This window comes from Kribbella sp. NBC_00359 (assembly GCF_036097425.1).
Classification (GTDB): domain Bacteria; phylum Actinomycetota; class Actinomycetes; order Propionibacteriales; family Kribbellaceae; genus Kribbella.
In genome coordinates this window covers 5,978,409-5,995,990 of the sequence record NZ_CP107975.1, presented here as the reverse complement: position 1 = coordinate 5,995,990, position 17,582 = coordinate 5,978,409, and the positions used below count along the sequence as shown (strand labels likewise).

The following is a 17,582-nucleotide window of genomic DNA, read 5'->3' as shown; positions in this document are numbered from 1 at the left end:
CCCGAGGCTGCGACCAGGAGCCGTGCCCTGGCCGTGGTGACGGGAGACCGCGGTTCTCTCGCCGTGGTCGGGCGCTCGATCGCGGCCGGCGGTGCGGTCGCCGTACTCCTGCCATCCACCACGCCGGACGCGGCGAGGGTGGCCTGTGGCTGGCTCGCCGACCACGCCGCCGAGGTGGGCGCCGATCCCCTGACGCTGACGCTGGTGACGGTCGGCCTGTCGTACGACGCCGCAGCAGCGCTGGCCGACTCAGCGGTGGACGATGGCTGGCCTCCGCTCGACGTACTGGTCGGCCTCCCGGACGACGCGGGGAGGCCGAGCCACGTCGGCTCCATCGAGGTCGTCGCCGCTCCGACATCGGCCGCACTAGGCGAGTTCGCGGTGGCGTTCATGGAGACCCGGCGGGGGCGGTGAGGGCATGATGGGGTTATGGAGGACACTGCTCGGCTGAGAGCTTCGAACGGTGACAGCTCAGTGGAGTTGGACGCGCAGGCGAACGGTCACGTGGCCGAGACCTTCGCGCAGTTGGCGTTGGAGATGCACGAGGCGGACGGCGTGGACGAGACCATCGACGCGGTCGTCCAGTTCGCCCTCCAGGCGCTGAACTGCAGCTATGCGGGCGTCGCCCTGTACGCGCGCGGCGGGCAGCCCGAGGTGCCGGCTGTGACGGACCCGGTCGTGGCGGAGATCTACCAGTTCCAGATGAAGGGCGAGGACGGTCCCCTGTTCGCGACGATGCGCGACCGGACGACCGTACTGGTCCGCGACACCACCACCGACCCCCGCTGGCCCGAATGGGCGGCGAAGGTCACCGCGCTCGGAGTCCGCAGCGTGCTCGACGTACCGCTGGCTCTGGGTGACGCAGCGTCGCCGACTGTCGGCGTACTCGGTCTGTACAGCCCGCAGCCGGACGCCTTCGACACCGACGACGAGGCGATCGCCCACATCCTGGCCCGGCATGCCACCGTTGCGCTCGCGACCGCGCGGCACGAGCAGACGATGTCGGCGGCGGTCGACGCCCGCAAGCTGGTCGGCCAGGCCATGGGCATCCTGATGGAGCGGTACGCCGTCGACGGCGACCGCGCGTTCGCCATCCTGAAGCGCTACTCACAGGACACGAACACCAAGCTCCGCGACGTCGCCCAGCAATTGATCGACACCCGCAGGCTCCCGCACTGACAGGCCGGCTAGCGCCCCACGGCCTTCGCCAGCTGAGCCTTGGTCATCTTCGACCGGCCCTTGATGTTCTTCTGCTTCGCCTCGTTGTAGAGCTGCTCCTTGGTGCGGCCCTTCGACCCGGTGTGCGAGCGCAGTCCACCACGCCGGCTCGACGAGATGTCGTGCGTCGAGCTCCGGCTCTTCTGCTTCGACTCTCCCGACCGCGCCCGTTCCTTGTTCACCGTGCGCGCCGCGATCTCCTCCGCGGTGTCCTCACTCCGGCCGCGCTTCTTCAGCCCGGCCTTGATGTGCTCGTACTGCCGCTCCCGCTTCGGACTCGATCCTGCAGGCATGGTCTACTCCTTTCCCGTAGCCCGCCGGTACCCGCCGCGCAGCAGCACAATCCCCGCGGTCTACGCCGGTGCGTGCTCCTTCAGGATCGTCATGAAGGCGCGCATCCAGGTCGGGTGGTCCGGCCACGCACGTCCGGACACGACGTTGCCGTCGACGACCGCGTCGCCGTCGACCCACTCGGCTCCCGCGCCGCGCATGTCGAGCTCCAGGGCCGGGTACGCCGAGGTCTTGCGACCGTTCAGGACACCGGCCGCCGCGGGAATGAGCGGTCCGTGACAGAGCTGGGCGACGGGCTTGGATTCGCCGTAGAAGTGCTTGACGATCCGCTGGCAGTCCGCGTCGTTGCGGATGTACTCCGGCGCCCGCCCACCGGGGATCACCACCGCCACGTAGTCGGCCGGATCCACATCGGCGAACGCGACGTCAGCCTGCCACGTGTGCCCGGGCTTCTCGGTGTACGTGTCGAAGCCGTCCACGAAGTCGTGCACCACGAACTGCAACTTCTTCACCGCCGGCGCGGCGATGTCAACGTCGTACCCCTCCTCGAGCAACCGCTGGTAGGGGTAGAACACCTCCAGGTCCTCCGCGGCGTCACCGGTGAGAATCAGAACCTTCGCCATCACGCATCTCCTTCGCAGCGTCCGTCACCACCGCCAGCCTCCTCCGCCCCCCAACACCGGTCAAGGGTGCTCCCGTGGGTCCTGCTGCTGGTCGTCGGACGTTCGCCGGCTGCTCGGCTCCGGGGCGGCGGCAGCCGGCCTGGCCGCGGCATCGCTCGCCCTGCCGCCGAACGTACGCACGGCGCTCGCCTCGCCGCCCCCGAAGCACGGTGGGCTGAAGGACATCAAGCACGTCGTCATGCTCATGCAGGAGAACCGCAGCTTCGATCACTACTACGGCACGCTGTCCGGCGTACGGGGTTTCAGCGACCCGCACGCGGTGCGCCTGCCCAACGGCAAGAACGTGTTCTACCAGCCCGACCCGTCCAACCCCGACGGCTACCTGCTCCCCTACCGGCTCAACACCAAGATCACCGCCGCGCAGGCGATCCCCTCGATGAGCCACGCCTGGGCGGTCCAGCACCAGGCGCTGAACGGCGGGAAGATGGACAACTGGGTACCCGCCCACATGGCCTCCGACGGCCCCATCGACGGCCAGTACACGATGGGGTACTTCACCCGCGAGGACATCCCCTTCCAGTTCGCGCTCGCCGAGGCGTTCACGCTGCTGGACGGCTATCACTGCTCGGTCCTCGGCCCGACCGGCCCGAACCGGCACATGTGGATGTCGGGCACCATCGACCCCAACGGCCTGGCCGGCGGTCCGTCGCTGACCACCAGCGGCCCGACCAACCAGTTCAGCTGGACGACGTACCCCGAGCGGCTGCAGAAGGCCGGCGTGAGCTGGAAGATCTACCGCCAGCCCGGCGGCCTCACCGGCGCCGCGGCGATCAGCAAGTGGAAGCAGTTCGGCAGCGCCCAGCCCGGTGACCCGATCTACGACAATGGCGTCGCCACCCAGCCGCTGGGCCAGTTCGAGTACGACGCGATGAACGACCAGTTGCCCACCGTGAGCTGGATCCTCCCGCCGTCCGGCTTCGACGAGCACCCGTCCGCGCTCCCCGCAGCCGGTGCGACATTCGTCGCGGGCAAGATCGACGCCATCGCGGCCAACCCCGAGGTGTGGGCCAAGACGGTGTTCATCTTGTCGTACGACGAGAACGACGGCATGTTCGACCACGTCCTGCCCCCCACCCCCAAGCCCGGGACACCGGACGAGTTCGTGTTCAAGACCTCGAACACCGGCGAGGTCGGCGGCGGCCTGCCCGTCGGGCTCGGCTTCCGGGTGCCGTGCATCATCGTCTCGCCGTGGACGACCGGCGGCTACGTCTTCTCCGAGACCTCCGACCACACCTCGCAGCTGCGCTTCCTCGAGCGGCTCACCGGCGTGAAGGAGACCAACATCAGCGACTGGCGCCGCGACACGGTCGGCGACCTGACCGGTGCGTTCCGGTTCGGCGACACCAAGCACGCGCCGACCCTGCCGGACACCACCGGCCAGTACAACCTGGCGCAGTACCAGGCCTCTCAGCTGCCACTGCCAACCATCCCCGGCGGCGAGCAGCGCCCGCCACGCCAGGAGCCGGGCCACCGCCCGCACGTCGGCTGAACCCTCATCCAGCCTGGGCCTGACTTCGCCTTTCGTCGCCCTTCCAGTCCGAGTTGAAGCCGTTGAGGTGGGGGTGGTACATCTCGTTGCCGGCGTGCTGGGTGAACTCGACCTTCGTCCAGAGCCGGTCCAGGTCGAACATCTCGACGCACAGGTCGATCAGGCTCTGGGCCAGTTGTGCCCGGGTTTCGTCGGGGCGGCCCTGGCGGATGTCGCACATGATGAGGGCCGACGGTGTGGGTGGGCCGGATTCGTGGCACCGCCAGACGCCCCCTTCGCCCAGGTCGTGCACGGAGACCGTCAGGAGGTCCATGGCCACCTGCATCGTTGCTCCGTAGATGGCGCCGACGCGGTGGGCCAAGGCTTGCTTGGCGGCTGGGTCGATGGTGATCGGCAGGTCGATCTGGATCGACGGCATGAGCTCTCTCCTCTTCAGCGTGACTGGGCCGTGGTTTGGGTGGCCTGCAGTGCTCGAGCTGCCGCGAACAGCTTGTGTTCGTTGCCGGGGGCTACCAGAAGCTGGATCGCCACCGGCAGACCTTCGAGGTTTCCGGCGGGCACGCTGATCGCCGGCATCCCGGTCAGGTTCCACAGGCTGGTGAGCGAGAGCAGGGCCGACCGCACCTCGAGGTCGTTGCCGGCGACCTGGATGCTGCGGGCCCCTATCTCTGGTGCGACGATCGGCACCGTCGGAAGGGCCAGGATGTCGAAGTCCCGCAGCATCCCGTCCACGATGGCCCGTAAGTAGTCGCGAGCGTGTTCAGCCTGGGCGTAGCGCCCGGGCTGAACCCGTCCTCCGGCCTGGAGTCGTGCGAAGACCTCGGCGTCGATGAGCGCGCGGTCGTCGTCCAGGTGGTGCTCGTGCACGCGGAAGGCCTCGCTGCTCTGCAGCGTTGTGAATGCTTCGAACCAGGTCTGGTCGCCAGGCGCCCGCGGGAACCGTGGCGCTTCCTCGACACCGAACCCGGAGCGGTCGAGGACATCGCGGACCAGCGCTTCGACGCGTGGGTCGGTCATCGCGATGTCACGAGGCGAGATCCATCCGACCACCACCTCGCCCCCACACTCCGCGTCGTACGTCGGTTGGTCGACGAGGGCGTCATATCCGAGGCGCACGTCTTCGACGGTTGTCGCGAACACGCCGACATGGTCGAGGCTCGGTGCCAGCGGATACACGCCTTTGGTCGAGATCGCGTCGTACGTGGGTTTGAAGCCGACCACTCCGCACAGCGCGGCCGGCACCCGGACGGAACCGGCGGTGTCCGTGCCGATCGCGAGCGGCACCATTCCGGCGGCGACGGCCACGGCGCTCCCACCGCTGCTGCCGCCGGACATCCTGCTGGGGTCGATCGGGTTGCGCGACGGCCCATGGACGGAGCGATCACCAGTCGCTCCATAGGCGAACTCGTGCAGCGTCGTCTTCCCGACGATGACGGCACCGCGGTCACGCAGTCGCCTGACGACTTCGGCATCCTCCGTGGCCGTGGCGCCGAACGAGGTTGCCGATCCGCACGTGGTCGGGAGCCCGTCCATGTCGATGAGGTCCTTGACTGCGACCGGTACGCCGTGGAGGGGGCCGCGGTCGATGCCGGCTGCACGCTCTTCGTCGACGATGCGCGCCGACCTGTAGGCACCTTCCTCGTCGATCAGCGCGAAGGCGTTCACAGCCGGGTTGAGCTCGTGGATCCGGCGCAGCGCTCTGCGGACCAGGTCTGTGGCCGAGGTCTCGCCGCTGCGCAAGGCGCGCGCGAGCTCGGTGATGCTGGGAATGACGGTCATGAAGCGACTCCAGGGATCAAGCCAAGGACAGGCACGATGACCGCCGTACAGACGCTCATCGAAGCCACGTTGCCGATGAAGGGATGGAAGGACGCAGGGAGGCGGCGCGAGATCGCCGCTGCGACCGGCGGAGCGACGAGTGCGCCGGCCAGGGCGCCCAGGAGGACGGCTGGAACCGTCCCACCGAAGGCCAGCACGGTGGCCGGGGCGACCGACACGACCGGTACGAACGTGGGGTAGAAGCCGTGGGCATGCCAACGCCTGCGCCAGATGAGGACACCGGTCAATGCGGTGACAGCCTGTGCGGCAAGGACAGCCAGGAAGAGACCCGAGCCGTAGACCAGCGCCGAGGGGCTGATCGCGTAGGCGACGACGGCCCCGAGGAGCATCGCGGCGCTCGCCCATTCGTTGCCGAAGAACTGCGCTTCGGTGAAGTCGGCCAGCGCGCGGCGTGGGACCCACAGCCAGGAAGCGGTGCGTGGAGCGGGGTCAGCTGCCTTGGCTGTCCGCCACGCTCCAGGCGGAGGCATCCAGGGCAGGAATCGGACGAGAGAGAACGCCACCAGGGCGCCGATCCACATCCCGCTGGTTGCGCCGACGACCAGAGGCAGTCCCAATGGCTTGCAGACAAGGTCGACCGCGGCGATCGACGCCGGTGGAGCGAACAGCGCCCCGGTAACGGCCGCCGTCAGGCCGACGATCCGCCCGGGACCGTAGAGCACGACCATGGCCGGCGCCACGGAGACGAGCGGCACGAAGAGGGGCTGCCAGACACCGGGCTCCAGCGTCCACCCCCACGCAATGGTGCCCAGCAACAAGCTCAGGAGCGCGCTGCCCGCGGCCCACGGCCAGAGCCCGGTGCCGCAGGCCTGCACGAAACCTCGCCATTTCCATGACTTCCGATCCGCAAGGTGCCCGATCGCGCCACCCACGAGCAGGCACGCGCCGGCGGAGGCGACAGCGTAGTACTGCGGTTCGCTGATGGAGGTGATCAACCACAGGGCCAGGCCCCGTGCATCGGCGTAGCGGCCGTCCCACACCTGCCCACCCGGTTCGTTGCCTGCAGCAAACACCCAGGCGACCAGGACCACGAGGAGGATGCCGCCGACGCCGCCGGCGACGTACTCGACCCGGTACCGCCGGAGCGTGCTGCCCGGACGGCCGACCGTCGTCGTCATCACGTCACCGCGGCAGCGGCGCAGCGCCGCGATAGCCGAGCATCTGGTCGTACAGATCGGTACGGCGGTCGCGATGCAGGTCGTTGAGCTGGTTCCAGATCGGGGCGGTCCTCGCGGCGGTGAGGTCGATGTCCGCGTAGATGATCGTGTCCTCGTCCGGTCCGGCGATCCGGTCCACGGGCCAGCCGTTCGTACCGGCGATCAGCGAGTTGCCCATGAAGCCGGCGCCGCGCTCCTGGCCGATCCGGTCCGCGGTGGCGATGAAGACGTTGTTGGCGTGCGCGGCGGTGATGGTCAGATGTGCGGCCATGCACACACCGCTCGCGTCGTACAGGGGTGGCGGGGTCCAGACCCAGCCGGTGGGGATGCAGATGATGTCGGCGCCCAGCTGCGTGACGATCCGGGCGGTCTCGGGGAACCAGATGTCCCAGCAGACGAGTAGCCCGATCCGGCCGATCCGCGTGTCGAACACCGAGAACCCCTCGTCGCCCGGGGTGAACCACAGCTTCTCGGTGTTCCACAGGTGGGTCTTGCGGTACCGGCCGATGTAGCCGTCCGGGCCGACGAGGACCGCGGTGTCGTAGAGCCTTCCGTTCGCCTGTTCGACGACGTTGCCCACGATGTAGACGCCCCGCTCGGCGGCGATCCGGGTGAACATGTCGACGCTGCGGCCGCCGGGCACCGGCTCGGAGTGCGCGTACGCCTCCTCGCGGGTCTCGAACACGTAGCCGGTGGTCGCGAGTTCGGGAAGGACGATGAGCCCCGCGCCGTGATCGGCGGCGGCCGTCAACCGCTCTTCCACGGCGGTCGCGTTGGCCTTCAGGTTCTCCACTCCGACGTGCGGCTCGAACTGCACCACCGCCACGCGCACCGGGCTCACCCTGGTGTCCCCACCGGCCTGAGACTGCTCGGTCATGGTCTCTCCTCCGTTCCGCCCCGCCTGAATCGGTTTCAATTTGAAACCGATGCGAGGGACCGTAGCAGCGGCTGGTTTATACTTGCAACCAGTTGCGAAGAAAAACTTGTCGGCGGATCGAATCAGCGAGGGAGTGACATGGCACGACGCGTGAGCCACGAGGGGGCGGAGTGTCCGGTCGCCAGGGCGGTCGACGTCGTCGGCGACCGCTGGTCACTCCTGCTCGTTCGCGACGCCTTCGACGGGATCACCCGGTTCAGCGACTTCCAGCGCAGCCTCGGGCTGGCCAGAAACATCCTCGCGTCACGACTGAAGGACCTGGTCGGCGCGGGGATCCTGGAGGTCGTGCCCGCCGCCGACGGCAGCGCCTACCACGAGTACGCGCTGACCGAGAAGGGTCGCGAACTGTTCAGCCTCATCGTCGCGCTGCGGCAATGGGGTGAGGATCACCTGTTCGAGGACGGCGAGCCCCACTCCGTTCTCCTCGACGCCACGCACGAACGCCCACTGCAACGACTCGAGGTCGTCGACGCCACCGGGCGCACGCTGACCTCGTCGGACACCTTCGTCCGCAAGGTCTCGCACTGAGCTCAGTCGGGATAGGTGGCCGGGTCCGGCGTGACCGTGGGCGGGAGTCGAGGCAGCAGCGTCGGGTCGCCCGTTGCCGCTTCAGCGAGGTCGCGACAGCGGGCGAATTCGACGTCGCCGCACGACTGGGCGTACTCGATCAGTTCGCGCAATGCCACCAGCCGGCTCGGACGTCCGGTCAGGAACGGATGCATACACAGATTGAACAAGCAGCGGTACTGGCGCATCGCGTCCAGCTCCGCCCGCCACATCTCGAGCACCTTCCGCGGCGACTCGATCACCGATCCGATCTGCGGGGACGGCAGGTACGCGTACTGTTCCCAGTCGTCCAGCGACCAGTGCACTGGCAACTCCACGAACGTCCCGCCGTCGACCTCGAGCCGGTAGGGCCGGTCATCACCCATCAGCGACGAGTCGTAGGCGAGCCCTTGCTCGGCAATGAGGTCGAGCGTGACCCGCGTCGCTTCCCACAGTGCCGCCCGGTGCCCACGGATCTCGATGCCTTGGGCATCGAACACCGCCAGCGCCCGCTCGAAGTCCGCACGCTCCTCGGCCGCGCCGAGCGAGGTCGGCGCACGATGACTGTAGGAGTGATGGGCGACCTCGTGACCGCGCTCGACGATCGTTGCCGCCAGCCCCGGTCGCTGCTCGGCCACCCACCCTGGAACGAAGAACGTCGCCGGTACGCCGAGCTCCGCCAGTAACTCCAGGATCCGCGGGACCCCGACGTCCGGCCCGTAGGCCTGGTGCGACATCGTCATCAGGTGATCGGCGTACCGGCGGCCCGCCGCCAGGATCGGCGTCTCGGCATCGACGTCGAAGGTCAGCGTGACAACAGCGGCCGCCCCGCCGTGCCACGTCGACTCCGTCATGGCTGATCAGTCTGCCACTGGCGCGCGTTGGCCAACGTCGCCGCCGGCTCCAGCATCCGGCGATCGAAGCGAGTCAGCTCCGCTTCGTCGGCCAGGCGCCGCGGCAGGTCCGGATTCGCCAGGGCTCCACGGCCCAGCGAGAGCAGGTCGGCGTGCCCGTCGGTCAGCACCCGATCCGCCTGTTCCGGGTCGTGCATCCCGCCGTTCGCGATCACCGGCAAGCCGCTGACCCGTCGCGCGAGTCCGGTGATCGTGTGACCGCCCTGCAACCGCGCGGTGTCGAGCCAGTTGCGCCCCTCACTGGCGATGTGCAGGAAGCCGATGCCGGTGTCGGCCAGGGTCGCGAAGATGATCTCGGCGTCGTGAGCGCCGCCCGGCCAGCGATAGTCGAGGTCGTTCACCTTGGTCTGCGACAGCCGGACCCCGACGACGAAATCCGAGGGCGTCGCGGCCACGACGGCAGCCACGACCTCGGCGGTCAACCGGATCCGGTTCGCGACAGGGCCGCCGTACGAGTCGGTGCGCTCGTTGGTGTAGACGGTGAGGAACTGGTCGAGCAGATACCCGTTGGCGCCATGGATCTCGACTCCGTCGAAGCCGGCGTCACGTGCTCGCGCGGCCGCCGCGGCGAATCCGGCGACGACCTCCTCGATCTCTGCCAAGGCGAGTTCGCGTGGCGTGGGCCAGGGTCCGCTGCCGCCGTACTCGGTCAGCATCTCGCCGATCGGCCGGACCGCGGACGGCCCGACGCGCTCCGTGCGATGCGGGTTGCCCTGCGACAGCGCGCCCGCGTGCATCAGCTGCGCGATGATCGGGCGCCCGGCGGCATGCACCCGGCGGGTCACCTCCCGCCAGCCGGCGACCTGCTCCGGAGTGCTGAGCCCCGGCTGGTTCAGATACCCCTGGCTGTACGACGAATCCGGGTAGATCCCCTCAGTGATCACCAGACCGAACCCGCCCTCGGCGAACTCGGCGTAGTAGCCGGCCATCTCCGGCGTCGGCACACCGTCGGGTGCGGCTGACACCCGGGACATCGGTGCCACGGCGAACCGGTTCGCCAACGCGAGGCCGGAGAGTTCGGCAGGTTCCAGGGCGGGGTGGAGGCTCGTGGTTGTCAAATCCATGCCGACAACTGCACCATCCACCGACCCCCTTCGCGATGGAGTCAGCCACAGAGAACCGGGCGTGCGCTGGAGGATTCTCTACTGAATCCGGGCAACCCTCCTGGTTGGGTTGCCTCATGACACAGACCATCTCGCGCACCACCGTCCCGGCACGGACCGGACGAGCAGTCCAAGTCCAGCGCGGTGACCATATTCGCGTCGTCGACCTCGCCGGGGCGCAGGTCGGTGACCTCTTCGCGTACGTCGCGACGCCGGACGGCATCACCGCGGAACACCTGAGCGCCTCGCACACCAGGGCCGCCGTCAGCCGCCTGTTCCCGGCCGTCGGTGAAGCCTTTGTGACCGATCGACGCCGGCCCATTCTCACGCTGGTCGAAGACACGTCGCCCGGCGTACACGACCTGCTCATCGCGGCCTGTGACGACGCGCGGTACGCCGCTCTCGGCGTACCGGATCATCCGTCGTGTGCGCGGAACCTGCGAGATGCGCTCGGCGTCGACGTCGTACCGCAACCGGTGAACGTCTTCATGCGGATCCCGATCGGCGCCGGGAACACGCTGGATTGGTTGCCTGCAGCAACTCGTCCGGGCGACTCGATCACGTTCCGCGTCGAGCTCGACTGCGTCGTGGTGGTGTCGGCCTGCCCGCAGGACCTGACCGTGATCAACGGTGCGGCACCGACCGACCTCGCCATCGACGTACTGCGGTAACTCGCTACCGCGACCTGGCCATGTCGCCCGCCTCGAGGGCGAGGTAGAGATCGACCCGGTCCTCCGTCCGGGCCACGTCGCGACCGGTCAGCTCGGTGATCTTCGCCAGCCGGTTCCGCAGCGTGTTGACGTGCACGTAGAGGGCGGTCGCGGTGGCGGCGAACTGTCCGTCGTTCGCGAGAAACGCCCGCAGCGTGGTCTCCAGCTCGCTGTCGCGCAGTCTGTCGTGCTCGCGAAGCGGTCCGAGCACTCCGTCCACGAACCCCTGCAGCGTCGCGGCGTCCTGGAGGCCGAGCAGCAGCCGGTGAGTGCCCAGCTCGCGGAACGACGCGACCGCCGGACCGCCTCGCCGGCGTCGCAGCACCTGACACGCCTCGCGAGATTGCACCAGCGGCTGCCGCAACTCCGCCGCCGACGAGGCCGCGTCTCCCAGCCCGACGACGGGACGCCGATCGGCGAACCGGGTCCGGACCGCGGAGCACAACTCGGTGGCGAGCTTGCCGAGATCCCGTCGGGGACGTTGGACGACGGCGACGACGTCCTGGCTTCCTGCGGCGACGGCAACGGCCAGGCTCTGGGACAGGAAGAACTCACCGACCGTCTCGGCAAGTCCCGGCAGGGTCGACTCGGCACCGTCGCCGAAGGCGACCGTGAGAACGACCAGCTCGGCCGACGGGTCCACACCGAACGCCCGCAGCCGGTCGGCGACCTCGGCCGCCCGCTGCGGCCCGGACTGGATCATGTCGAGCAGCTCGCTGGCGAACCGCGACTCGATCGCCTGGATCGCCTGCTGTTTGGCGACCTCCAGGCTGAGGAAGCGCGCGGCCTGGTCCAGCGCCTCCTGCTCCGCTCTCCCTAGCCGGCTCACCGGCCGCAGACACAGCAGCGCGGCATCGGTGTCACCGACCGCGCCGACCAGGAACACCGTCGCGCGGCCGATGTCTGCCCCGAGGTCGATCTCGAGCGGCGGCGGGTGCCGGGCCAGGCCGTCGGCCACCATTCGCCGCTGCTCGGCCGACAACTCGCCGCCGGTGGATGCGAGCTGCCGCGCCATCCGGTCGACCACCACCAGCGGAACGTCGTGTTCCTTCCGCAGCACGGCCAGCACACCCGAGGCTCCCGCACCGCGCGAGATCGCGGACGCCAAGGCGTCGCCGCGCCGAACCATGCTGACCAGCGCGTCCCGCCGCCGATCGGCCTGGATCGCCGATGCGGCCTCGGTCACCGCGGTGAACGGCACCTCGATCGAGATCTCCACCAGCGGCAGACCCTCCTGCCGGCAGGCCTCGACCAACCCGTCGGGCGTGACCGGTGTCTCCTGACGCAGGCCGAAGACGATGCCTACTCCCCCGGCCCGGCGAACGCTCGCGACGAACGCGCCGGCGGACGTCTCGTGCTGCCACAACCCGTTAGTGAGGACGATCTCGCCCGCCCGCACGTACGGCGACGGGTCGGGCAACTCGGTGTTGTGCACCCACAGGGCCTCGCGGTCGAGCGCCCCCGCCGGGCCGGGGACCAGGACCTTCAGTTCGAGCGCACGGTTGCCGACAAGCGCCGCCAGACTCAGCATGGTGTGAACATATCCAGTGGGAGCCCGGATTCACTAGACATCTACCCACTGCCCCGACGTGGTCACGGCTGGTTTTCTGAGCCAACTCGATCCACTGGAGGCCGCCATGACCACCCCCGCACCCGAGGCAGTGCCGTTCGACGCGCACGGCGTGGACCCGATCCCGCCTGCCGACCGGGACTCCAGTCCCCGTGAGCAGTTCTGGATCTGGGCCGGCGCCAACCTGGCTCCGATCAACTGGGTCCTCGGCGCGCTCGGCATCACCCTCGGCCTGAGCCTGCTGGAGACCGTCCTCATCGTTGCCATCGGCAATGTCCTTGGCTGCGGACTGTTCGGCCTGCTGAACGTCATCGGTCACCGGACCGCCGTCAACCAGATGGTGCTCGGCCGGGCGCCGTTCGGACGCTACGGTGCCGTCGTACCGGGCCTGATCCAATGCCTGCTGACGATGGCGTGGGTCGGCGTGAACACCTGGGTCGTGCTCGACCTGGTCCTCGCCGTACTCGGTAAACTCGGCATCCGGGGCGGCGCCGGTCTCGAGTACGGCGTTGCCGCGGCGATCATGATCGTCCAGCTCGGCCTTGCACTGTACGGGTTCTACGCGATCCGCACCTTCGAGAAGTACACCGTCCCGTTGACGGTGCTGGTGATGGCGATCATGACGGTACTCGCGCTCAGCCGGACGGACCTGCACTGGACCGCGGCCACCGCGAGCACGCCGGCCGACAAGCTGACGGCTATGACCCAGTTGATGACCGCTATCGGTGTCGGCTGGGGAATCAGCTGGCTGCCGTACTCCGCCGACTACAGCCGCTTCGTCCGGCCCGAGGCGACCAGCCGATCCGTCTTCTGGGCCACTGCTCTCGGGATGTATGTCCCAACCGTCTGGCTCGCGGCACTCGGCGCTTGCCTGGCCAGTGCGGGCACGAGCAGCGATCCCTCCGCTCTCGTCACCGAAGCCTTCGGCGTCATGGCCGTTCCCGTGCTCCTGCTGATCATGCACGGTCCCGTCGCGACCAACATCCTGAATCTGTACTCGTGCTCGCTCGCCGCACTCTCCATCGGGATCAAGGCCGCGCGGTGGAAGGTCACCCTCCTGCCCGGCGTGGTCGCGTCCGCCGTACTGGTCGTCTTCGTGCGCGCCGGCAGTTTCGGGCAGGCCTTCGACAGCTGGATGGTCTCGATCCTGGTCTGGATCAGCCCATGGAGCGCCATCGTCGCGGTCGACTACCTGATCCTCCGCCGGGGTCGCCTGGACATCCCCGGCCTGTATGCGGCCAACTCGCCGTACGGCCGCTGGAACGTCCGGGCACTCGTCAGCCTACTGCTGGGCCTGGTCGCCGGCTGGACCTGGCAATACGGATTGGTCCCAGCCATGCAGGGCCCCATCGCAGTTGCTCTCCACAACACAGACTTCTCGTGGCTATCCGGCGCCGTGGTCGGCGGAGGCCTGTACTACCTCGCCAGCCGCAGGTTCGCCCTCCGATCCGCCGAGCTAGGTGTCACAGGATGACCCGGTAGTGGGTGGTCAGGCGAGCGTTGTCGTCCAGGACGTGGAAGGCAAGCCCGGGTGGCTGCTCGAGGTCTGCGGCCTCGTCGCCCTCCCACGGCATCCGCAAGGTCCAGGTGATCGCCGGGCCCACGATCAAAGGCCGCGTGGCGAAGATCGACGCCGCCGCGGTGTGAGCGTGGCCGGTGATGACGGCGGCGACCTGCGGATGTGCGTCTAGCAGGTCGGCCAGTTGTCCGGGCTGTTCGAGCATGCCCGCGTCAGGCAGCGGGTGGTGCAGCTCGACCGGTGGCTGATGGAACGCGATCAGCGCTGACGCGTCCCGCGGAAGTCCGGCGAGAGTGGAGTCGATCCACGCGAGGGTCTCGGCGTCCAGGCGTCCCTCGTCGCGGCCCGGGATCGTCGAGTCGCACATCAGAATGGTGGTCCCGGCGATGTGGTGCGCCTGATTGATGGGGCCGTCGTCCGGCGCCTCGCCCAGCAGAGCCTTGCGGTACGCCGGTCGCACATCGTGGTTCCCGGGGCAGGTCAGCACCGGGAAGGACGCGGTCAGGATCCGGGCCGCCTCCTCGTATTCGGCCTCCTCGCCGTGATCGGCGATGTCCCCGGTGACGAGCAGAGCGTCGACCGGGCGAGGCAGGGCCCGCAGGTAGTCCATGACGCGGACGGCACGACGCGTCGCCCGTTCGGTGCCGTCCAGATGCAGGTCACTGATCTGTGCAAAGAGCGCTGTCATTTCACTGTCTCCTCCGCTGCGAATCCTAATGGAAGCTGTCCGTACTTCCGTTAGACCCTACGATGCGCGGAGCGACCTCATCAAGTGACTTTGTTCAAGTGGTGAGCCAGCTCTGTCCTCGAGCGGACCGACAGCTTGCGGTAGATCCGGGTCAGGTTGGCCTCGACGGTCTTGACGGACAGGAAGAGTTCGGCGGCGGTCTCCTGGTTGGAGTGTCCTGCTCCGACCAGGTCGGCGACGCGGCGCTCCGTTGCCGTGAGCATGTTCGTGGTGGGATGCAGCCCGACCCGACCGGCTTCGTCCCTGGCTCGTTCTGCCCAGCGCGGGACGCCCAGCTCCTCGAACGTGCTCGCCGCCGCGCTGAGCGTTTCCTCGGCCAGGCGCTTGTATCCGGCACGCCGGTAGACCTGGCCCAGAGCCAGCCGGGAACGAGCCGCCTCGAACGGACACTCGGATCCCGGGTCGTCGACGATCCTGCGGAGCTCATTCACAGCGTCGTCGGAGTCGCCACGCGCAGCGCTCAACAGGGCCTGGCAGCGGTCCGCGGCCACTGCCGCTTCCGGCCTGCCGGCGGCGGCTTGGCTTCGCAGCAAGTCAATGGCCGTCTCGACGTCCCGCAGTGCGCCGACCTGCAAGGCGGCGTCGGCGAGGTCGACGGGCCACAGCAGTTGCTCCAGGTCGACCAGCTTGGTGGTCGCGAAGATCTCCGCGAGCTCGCGCAGCGGTTCGAGTGCCGCGTTCCAGTTGCGTGCGGAGGTCTCGACGAAGCCGAGCTGTGCCAGAAAGCCACCCAGCCAATACCTCAACCCGCTGGCTCTCGAGCGCGCCGCCGCGCGCTCGGCCACGTCGCGAGCCGCATCGAGGTCGCCCGCGTATTCGCTGATCAGGATGCGGGCCATGTTCTCCTGCAGACCCAAGGTCGTCCAGGCACCCAGACGATCCGCTTCGTCCAGAGCGGCCTGAGCCTCCCGCACCTTCGAGGCGCGGATCAGGACCAGAATCAACCAGATGTAGAGACTGGACAGATCGCCGTACCGGCCGGCGTCGACGGCGCGCGCGATGGCGTCGCGGACGACCCGTTCGGCTCGGTGATCGTTCCAGGCCGCGTAGAAGGCTCGGGCGCCGGCCCATTCGGCCGGGGACAGCTCGAGTGGCGAGCTCTCGACCAGTCGCTCCATCTCGCGCACTGTCAGCTCCGGATCGCCCACTCCCCAGAGCTGCTCGATGGACTGTCGCTGGTACAGCGCGACGAGCTGGATGTCCGGCCGGCCGGCCTCACCCGCCTCGGTGATCGCCATCCGGGCCAGCCGCAGCGCGAGGCGCCCGTGACCTTCCATCCGACGTTGCTCGCTGAGCGTTTGCAGGATCTCTGCACGGACCTCGCCCGGCGGTGCCAGCCGGAACGCCTGCTCGGCGAGGACCCGAGACCCTCTGAGGTCGTCGGCCAGCTTGGCCTGCCGCGCCAGTACCTGGGCTTGCTGCTGCGGGACAGCGGCCAGCGCCGACCCTTTGTCCAGGGCCGACCTCGCCGACAGGATGTCGCCGGCGTCGATGTACGTGTCCACGGCGCGGAGCCACCGACGAAAGCCGGGGGCCGTCTCCAGATCGGACGGGGTGGCGAGCGCGGCTCCTTCCAGCAACTCACCGGCCAATTGCTGGGCGCCACGGCGCCGGGAGACTTCGGCTGCGCGTTCCAGGTCGGCCGCCGCCGCTTCATCGGGGGCGGTGATCGACTTCGACCGGTGGCGGGCGCGCTCGACCGGATCCTCGAGCCTTTCCGCGAGTACGCCGTGCGTACGACGCCGTGCGTCCGGTGCGGCGGCGTCGTACATCGCCGAAGCCAGCAACGGGTGGGTGAAGGCAACGACCGACCCGGCGCCGACACGCGCGACATCCGCGTCCCTGGCAGCCTCGAGAGCCGACCGCAGTTGGTGTTCCGCGACGAACTGTTGCAGCTGCGCCACGGTGAGCCGTCCCGCCGCCGACACCAGCAAGAGGACCTCGCGTGCATGGTGCGGCAGTCGCGCGACGCGCTCGCGGAGAAGGTCGACCAGTCCTGGAGGCACAGGAAGGACTGGATCGTGGCCGGCTTGCGCACTCCCCCGCCAGCTGGACACGTCGGCTTGCATGGCCCGCGCGATCTCGAGAGCCAGGAACGGATTCCCTCCGCTTGCCCGAGCCACCCCGGCGGACAGGGGCGGAGTCCATCGCGTGCCCAGGCGCTTGCGAAGCAGCTGACCGATCGCCCACTCCTCGAGCGGCGGCAGCGTGAACTCGTGTCCCGGCTCCGGCAGGCACCGGATCAGGTCGGCACCGGTGCCCGGATCCGGTCGGGTTCCGATCAGGACGCTCAACCGATCAGCTTCGCCGGAGATGCGGCGGAGTGCGAAGCTCAGGCTCCCGACGCTTGCCTGGTCCAGCCACTGCAGGTCGTCGATGATGATCGCGACCGGTTCCGACGTACACAGGTGCGTCAGCAGACTTCGGACCGCCAGCGGCACCGCCAAGGCGTCGACCTCCCGGCCGTCGGGCTCGACCCGCTGCAGCGCAACCGCCAAGGCGCGCCGCTGCGGACCCGGAAGATCCCGCTCCGCTCCATCCGGACACTGGCCGACCAGTTCGGCCAGCCCGGCGAAGGGAAGTCCGCGGTCGAATTGCGTCGGTGTCACCGACAGCACCCTTCGCCCGCGGCGCTGGGCCAACTGATCCGCGACTTTCAGCAGGCTGCTCTTGCCCGTACCGGGCTCGCCGACAGCAACCGCACTTCCACCCCGGTCCACGACGTCGCTCATCACGCGTACGGCGTCCTCCCGGCCGAACAACCCGTAGGCGGCCGCAGATACCTCACTCACGAGGGTCATCATCCAGCAAGTCGCGGACCGGATCGAGGGTCGCGGTCGAGGGGTATCCCTGATGCC

Annotated in this window: 17 protein-coding genes; 6 read left to right on the top strand and 11 right to left on the bottom strand. The window is 68.8% G+C overall.

Going from position 1 to position 17,582, the window contains the following annotated elements:
* Nucleotides 1-36 precede the first annotated feature (36 nt).
* Together OG876_RS29385 and OG876_RS29380 are read left to right on the top strand one after the other, a co-directional pair.
* Complete coding sequence (locus tag OG876_RS29385; protein WP_328519889.1) at nt 37-414, top strand: hypothetical protein; 378 nt, start codon at nt 37-39, stop codon at nt 412-414.
* 15 nt (nt 415-429) lie between these two features.
* Entirely contained in the window at nt 430-1,179 is a 750-nt protein-coding gene (locus OG876_RS29380) for a GAF and ANTAR domain-containing protein (protein WP_442914035.1), read from the top strand.
* Nucleotides 1,180-1,187: 8 nt separating this feature from the next.
* Here the strand turns inward: OG876_RS29380 and OG876_RS29375 are convergent, their stop codons facing one another.
* Both OG876_RS29375 and OG876_RS29370 read right to left on the bottom strand, forming a co-directional pair.
* Nucleotides 1,188-1,511: a plasmid stabilization protein gene (locus tag OG876_RS29375; RefSeq protein ID WP_328519888.1), complete on the bottom strand. Its 324-nt coding sequence runs from the start codon at nt 1,509-1,511 to the stop codon at nt 1,188-1,190.
* Nucleotides 1,512-1,571: 60 nt separating this feature from the next.
* The gene (locus OG876_RS29370; protein WP_328519887.1) at nt 1,572-2,132 is read right to left on the bottom strand and encodes a DJ-1/PfpI family protein; all 561 of its coding nucleotides are present in this window, start codon (nt 2,130-2,132) and stop codon (nt 1,572-1,574) included.
* Here OG876_RS29370 and OG876_RS29365 point away from each other — a divergent pair.
* Nucleotides 2,110-3,681, top strand: coding sequence for an alkaline phosphatase family protein (locus OG876_RS29365; protein WP_328519886.1), 1,572 nt, complete (start codon nt 2,110-2,112; stop codon nt 3,679-3,681). The two genes, OG876_RS29370 and OG876_RS29365, sit on opposite strands and share 23 nt — an antisense overlap.
* A gap of 4 nt (nt 3,682-3,685) precedes the next feature.
* Here OG876_RS29365 and OG876_RS29360 read toward each other — a convergent pair whose 3' ends face one another.
* From OG876_RS29360 to OG876_RS29345, 4 genes are read right to left on the bottom strand one after another with little or no spacing between them, the layout of a single operon-like run.
* A complete protein-coding gene (locus OG876_RS29360; RefSeq protein WP_328519885.1) occupies nt 3,686-4,099 on the bottom strand; it encodes a hypothetical protein in 414 nt (137 codons plus the stop codon).
* A 14-nt stretch (nt 4,100-4,113) separates the two neighbouring features.
* On the bottom strand, nt 4,114-5,460 hold the full coding sequence (locus OG876_RS29355) for an amidase (RefSeq protein ID WP_328519884.1): 1,347 nt from the start codon (nt 5,458-5,460) through the stop codon (nt 4,114-4,116).
* A complete protein-coding gene (locus tag OG876_RS29350) occupies nt 5,457-6,638 on the bottom strand; it encodes a hypothetical protein (RefSeq protein ID WP_328519883.1) in 1,182 nt (393 codons plus the stop codon). Before OG876_RS29350 ends, OG876_RS29355 begins: the two co-directional genes overlap by 4 nt.
* A 4-nt stretch (nt 6,639-6,642) precedes the next feature.
* Nucleotides 6,643-7,554 carry a nitrilase family protein gene (locus tag OG876_RS29345; protein WP_328519882.1) on the bottom strand — a complete coding sequence of 304 codons (912 nt, stop codon included), beginning with the start codon at nt 7,552-7,554 and terminating at the stop codon, nt 6,643-6,645.
* A 138-nt stretch (nt 7,555-7,692) separates the two neighbouring features.
* Here OG876_RS29345 and OG876_RS29340 point away from each other — a divergent pair, with 138 nt between their 5' ends.
* Complete coding sequence (locus OG876_RS29340) at nt 7,693-8,142, top strand: winged helix-turn-helix transcriptional regulator (protein ID WP_328519881.1); 450 nt, start codon at nt 7,693-7,695, stop codon at nt 8,140-8,142.
* Between the two features lie 2 nt (nt 8,143-8,144).
* Here the strand turns inward: OG876_RS29340 and OG876_RS29335 are convergent, their stop codons facing one another.
* On the bottom strand, nt 8,145-9,014 hold the full coding sequence (locus tag OG876_RS29335) for a polysaccharide deacetylase family protein (protein ID WP_328519880.1): 870 nt from the start codon (nt 9,012-9,014) through the stop codon (nt 8,145-8,147).
* Nucleotides 9,011-10,138 (bottom strand): NADH:flavin oxidoreductase, encoded by a 1,128-nt coding sequence (locus tag OG876_RS29330; RefSeq protein WP_328519879.1) that lies wholly within the window; start codon nt 10,136-10,138, stop codon nt 9,011-9,013. The genes OG876_RS29335 and OG876_RS29330 overlap by 4 nt, the downstream gene beginning before the upstream one ends.
* Before the next feature lie 116 nt (nt 10,139-10,254).
* Between OG876_RS29330 and OG876_RS29325 the strand changes: the two genes are divergently transcribed.
* On the top strand, nt 10,255-10,848 hold the full coding sequence (locus OG876_RS29325; protein ID WP_328519878.1) for an urea carboxylase-associated family protein: 594 nt from the start codon (nt 10,255-10,257) through the stop codon (nt 10,846-10,848).
* Nucleotides 10,849-10,852: 4 nt separating this feature from the next.
* On the opposite strand, the gene OG876_RS29320 is transcribed toward OG876_RS29325, so the two are convergent.
* Nucleotides 10,853-12,418 (bottom strand): PucR family transcriptional regulator, encoded by a 1,566-nt coding sequence (locus tag OG876_RS29320; RefSeq protein ID WP_328519877.1) that lies wholly within the window; start codon nt 12,416-12,418, stop codon nt 10,853-10,855.
* Between the two features lie 106 nt (nt 12,419-12,524).
* On the opposite strand from OG876_RS29320, the gene OG876_RS29315 reads away from it, so the two are divergent.
* Entirely contained in the window at nt 12,525-13,931 is a 1,407-nt protein-coding gene (locus OG876_RS29315; RefSeq protein WP_328519876.1) for a purine-cytosine permease family protein, read from the top strand.
* Here OG876_RS29315 and OG876_RS29310 read toward each other — a convergent pair.
* A complete protein-coding gene (locus OG876_RS29310; RefSeq protein ID WP_328519875.1) occupies nt 13,921-14,664 on the bottom strand; it encodes a metallophosphoesterase in 744 nt (247 codons plus the stop codon). The two genes, OG876_RS29315 and OG876_RS29310, sit on opposite strands and share 11 nt — an antisense overlap.
* Before the next feature lie 80 nt (nt 14,665-14,744).
* The gene (locus tag OG876_RS29305; RefSeq protein ID WP_328519874.1) at nt 14,745-17,516 is read right to left on the bottom strand and encodes a helix-turn-helix transcriptional regulator; all 2,772 of its coding nucleotides are present in this window, start codon (nt 17,514-17,516) and stop codon (nt 14,745-14,747) included.
* Between the last annotated feature and the right edge of the window lie 66 nt (nt 17,517-17,582).

Excerpts from the sequence above, each read along its gene's own strand:
- OG876_RS29375 (WP_328519888.1), bottom strand. The coding sequence starts at position 1,511 with ATGCCTGCAGGATCGAGTCCGAAGCGGGAGCGGCAGTACGAGCACATC.
- OG876_RS29380 (WP_442914035.1), top strand. The coding sequence starts at position 430 with ATGGAGGACACTGCTCGGCTGAGAGCTTCGAACGGTGACAGCTCAGTG.
- OG876_RS29355 (WP_328519884.1), bottom strand. The coding sequence starts at position 5,460 with ATGACCGTCATTCCCAGCATCACCGAGCTCGCGCGCGCCTTGCGCAGC.
- OG876_RS29310 (WP_328519875.1), bottom strand. The coding sequence starts at position 14,664 with ATGACAGCGCTCTTTGCACAGATCAGTGACCTGCATCTGGACGGCACC.
- OG876_RS29350 (WP_328519883.1), bottom strand. The coding sequence starts at position 6,638 with ATGACGACGACGGTCGGCCGTCCGGGCAGCACGCTCCGGCGGTACCGG.
- OG876_RS29320 (WP_328519877.1), bottom strand. The coding sequence starts at position 12,418 with ATGCTGAGTCTGGCGGCGCTTGTCGGCAACCGTGCGCTCGAACTGAAG.
- OG876_RS29345 (WP_328519882.1), bottom strand. The coding sequence starts at position 7,554 with ATGACCGAGCAGTCTCAGGCCGGTGGGGACACCAGGGTGAGCCCGGTG.
- OG876_RS29360 (WP_328519885.1), bottom strand. The coding sequence starts at position 4,099 with ATGCCGTCGATCCAGATCGACCTGCCGATCACCATCGACCCAGCCGCC.
- OG876_RS29335 (WP_328519880.1), bottom strand. The coding sequence starts at position 9,014 with ATGACGGAGTCGACGTGGCACGGCGGGGCGGCCGCTGTTGTCACGCTG.
- OG876_RS29340 (WP_328519881.1), top strand. The coding sequence starts at position 7,693 with ATGGCACGACGCGTGAGCCACGAGGGGGCGGAGTGTCCGGTCGCCAGG.
- OG876_RS29370 (WP_328519887.1), bottom strand. The coding sequence starts at position 2,132 with ATGGCGAAGGTTCTGATTCTCACCGGTGACGCCGCGGAGGACCTGGAG.
- OG876_RS29315 (WP_328519876.1), top strand. The coding sequence starts at position 12,525 with ATGACCACCCCCGCACCCGAGGCAGTGCCGTTCGACGCGCACGGCGTG.
- OG876_RS29325 (WP_328519878.1), top strand. The coding sequence starts at position 10,255 with ATGACACAGACCATCTCGCGCACCACCGTCCCGGCACGGACCGGACGA.
- OG876_RS29330 (WP_328519879.1), bottom strand. The coding sequence starts at position 10,138 with ATGGATTTGACAACCACGAGCCTCCACCCCGCCCTGGAACCTGCCGAA.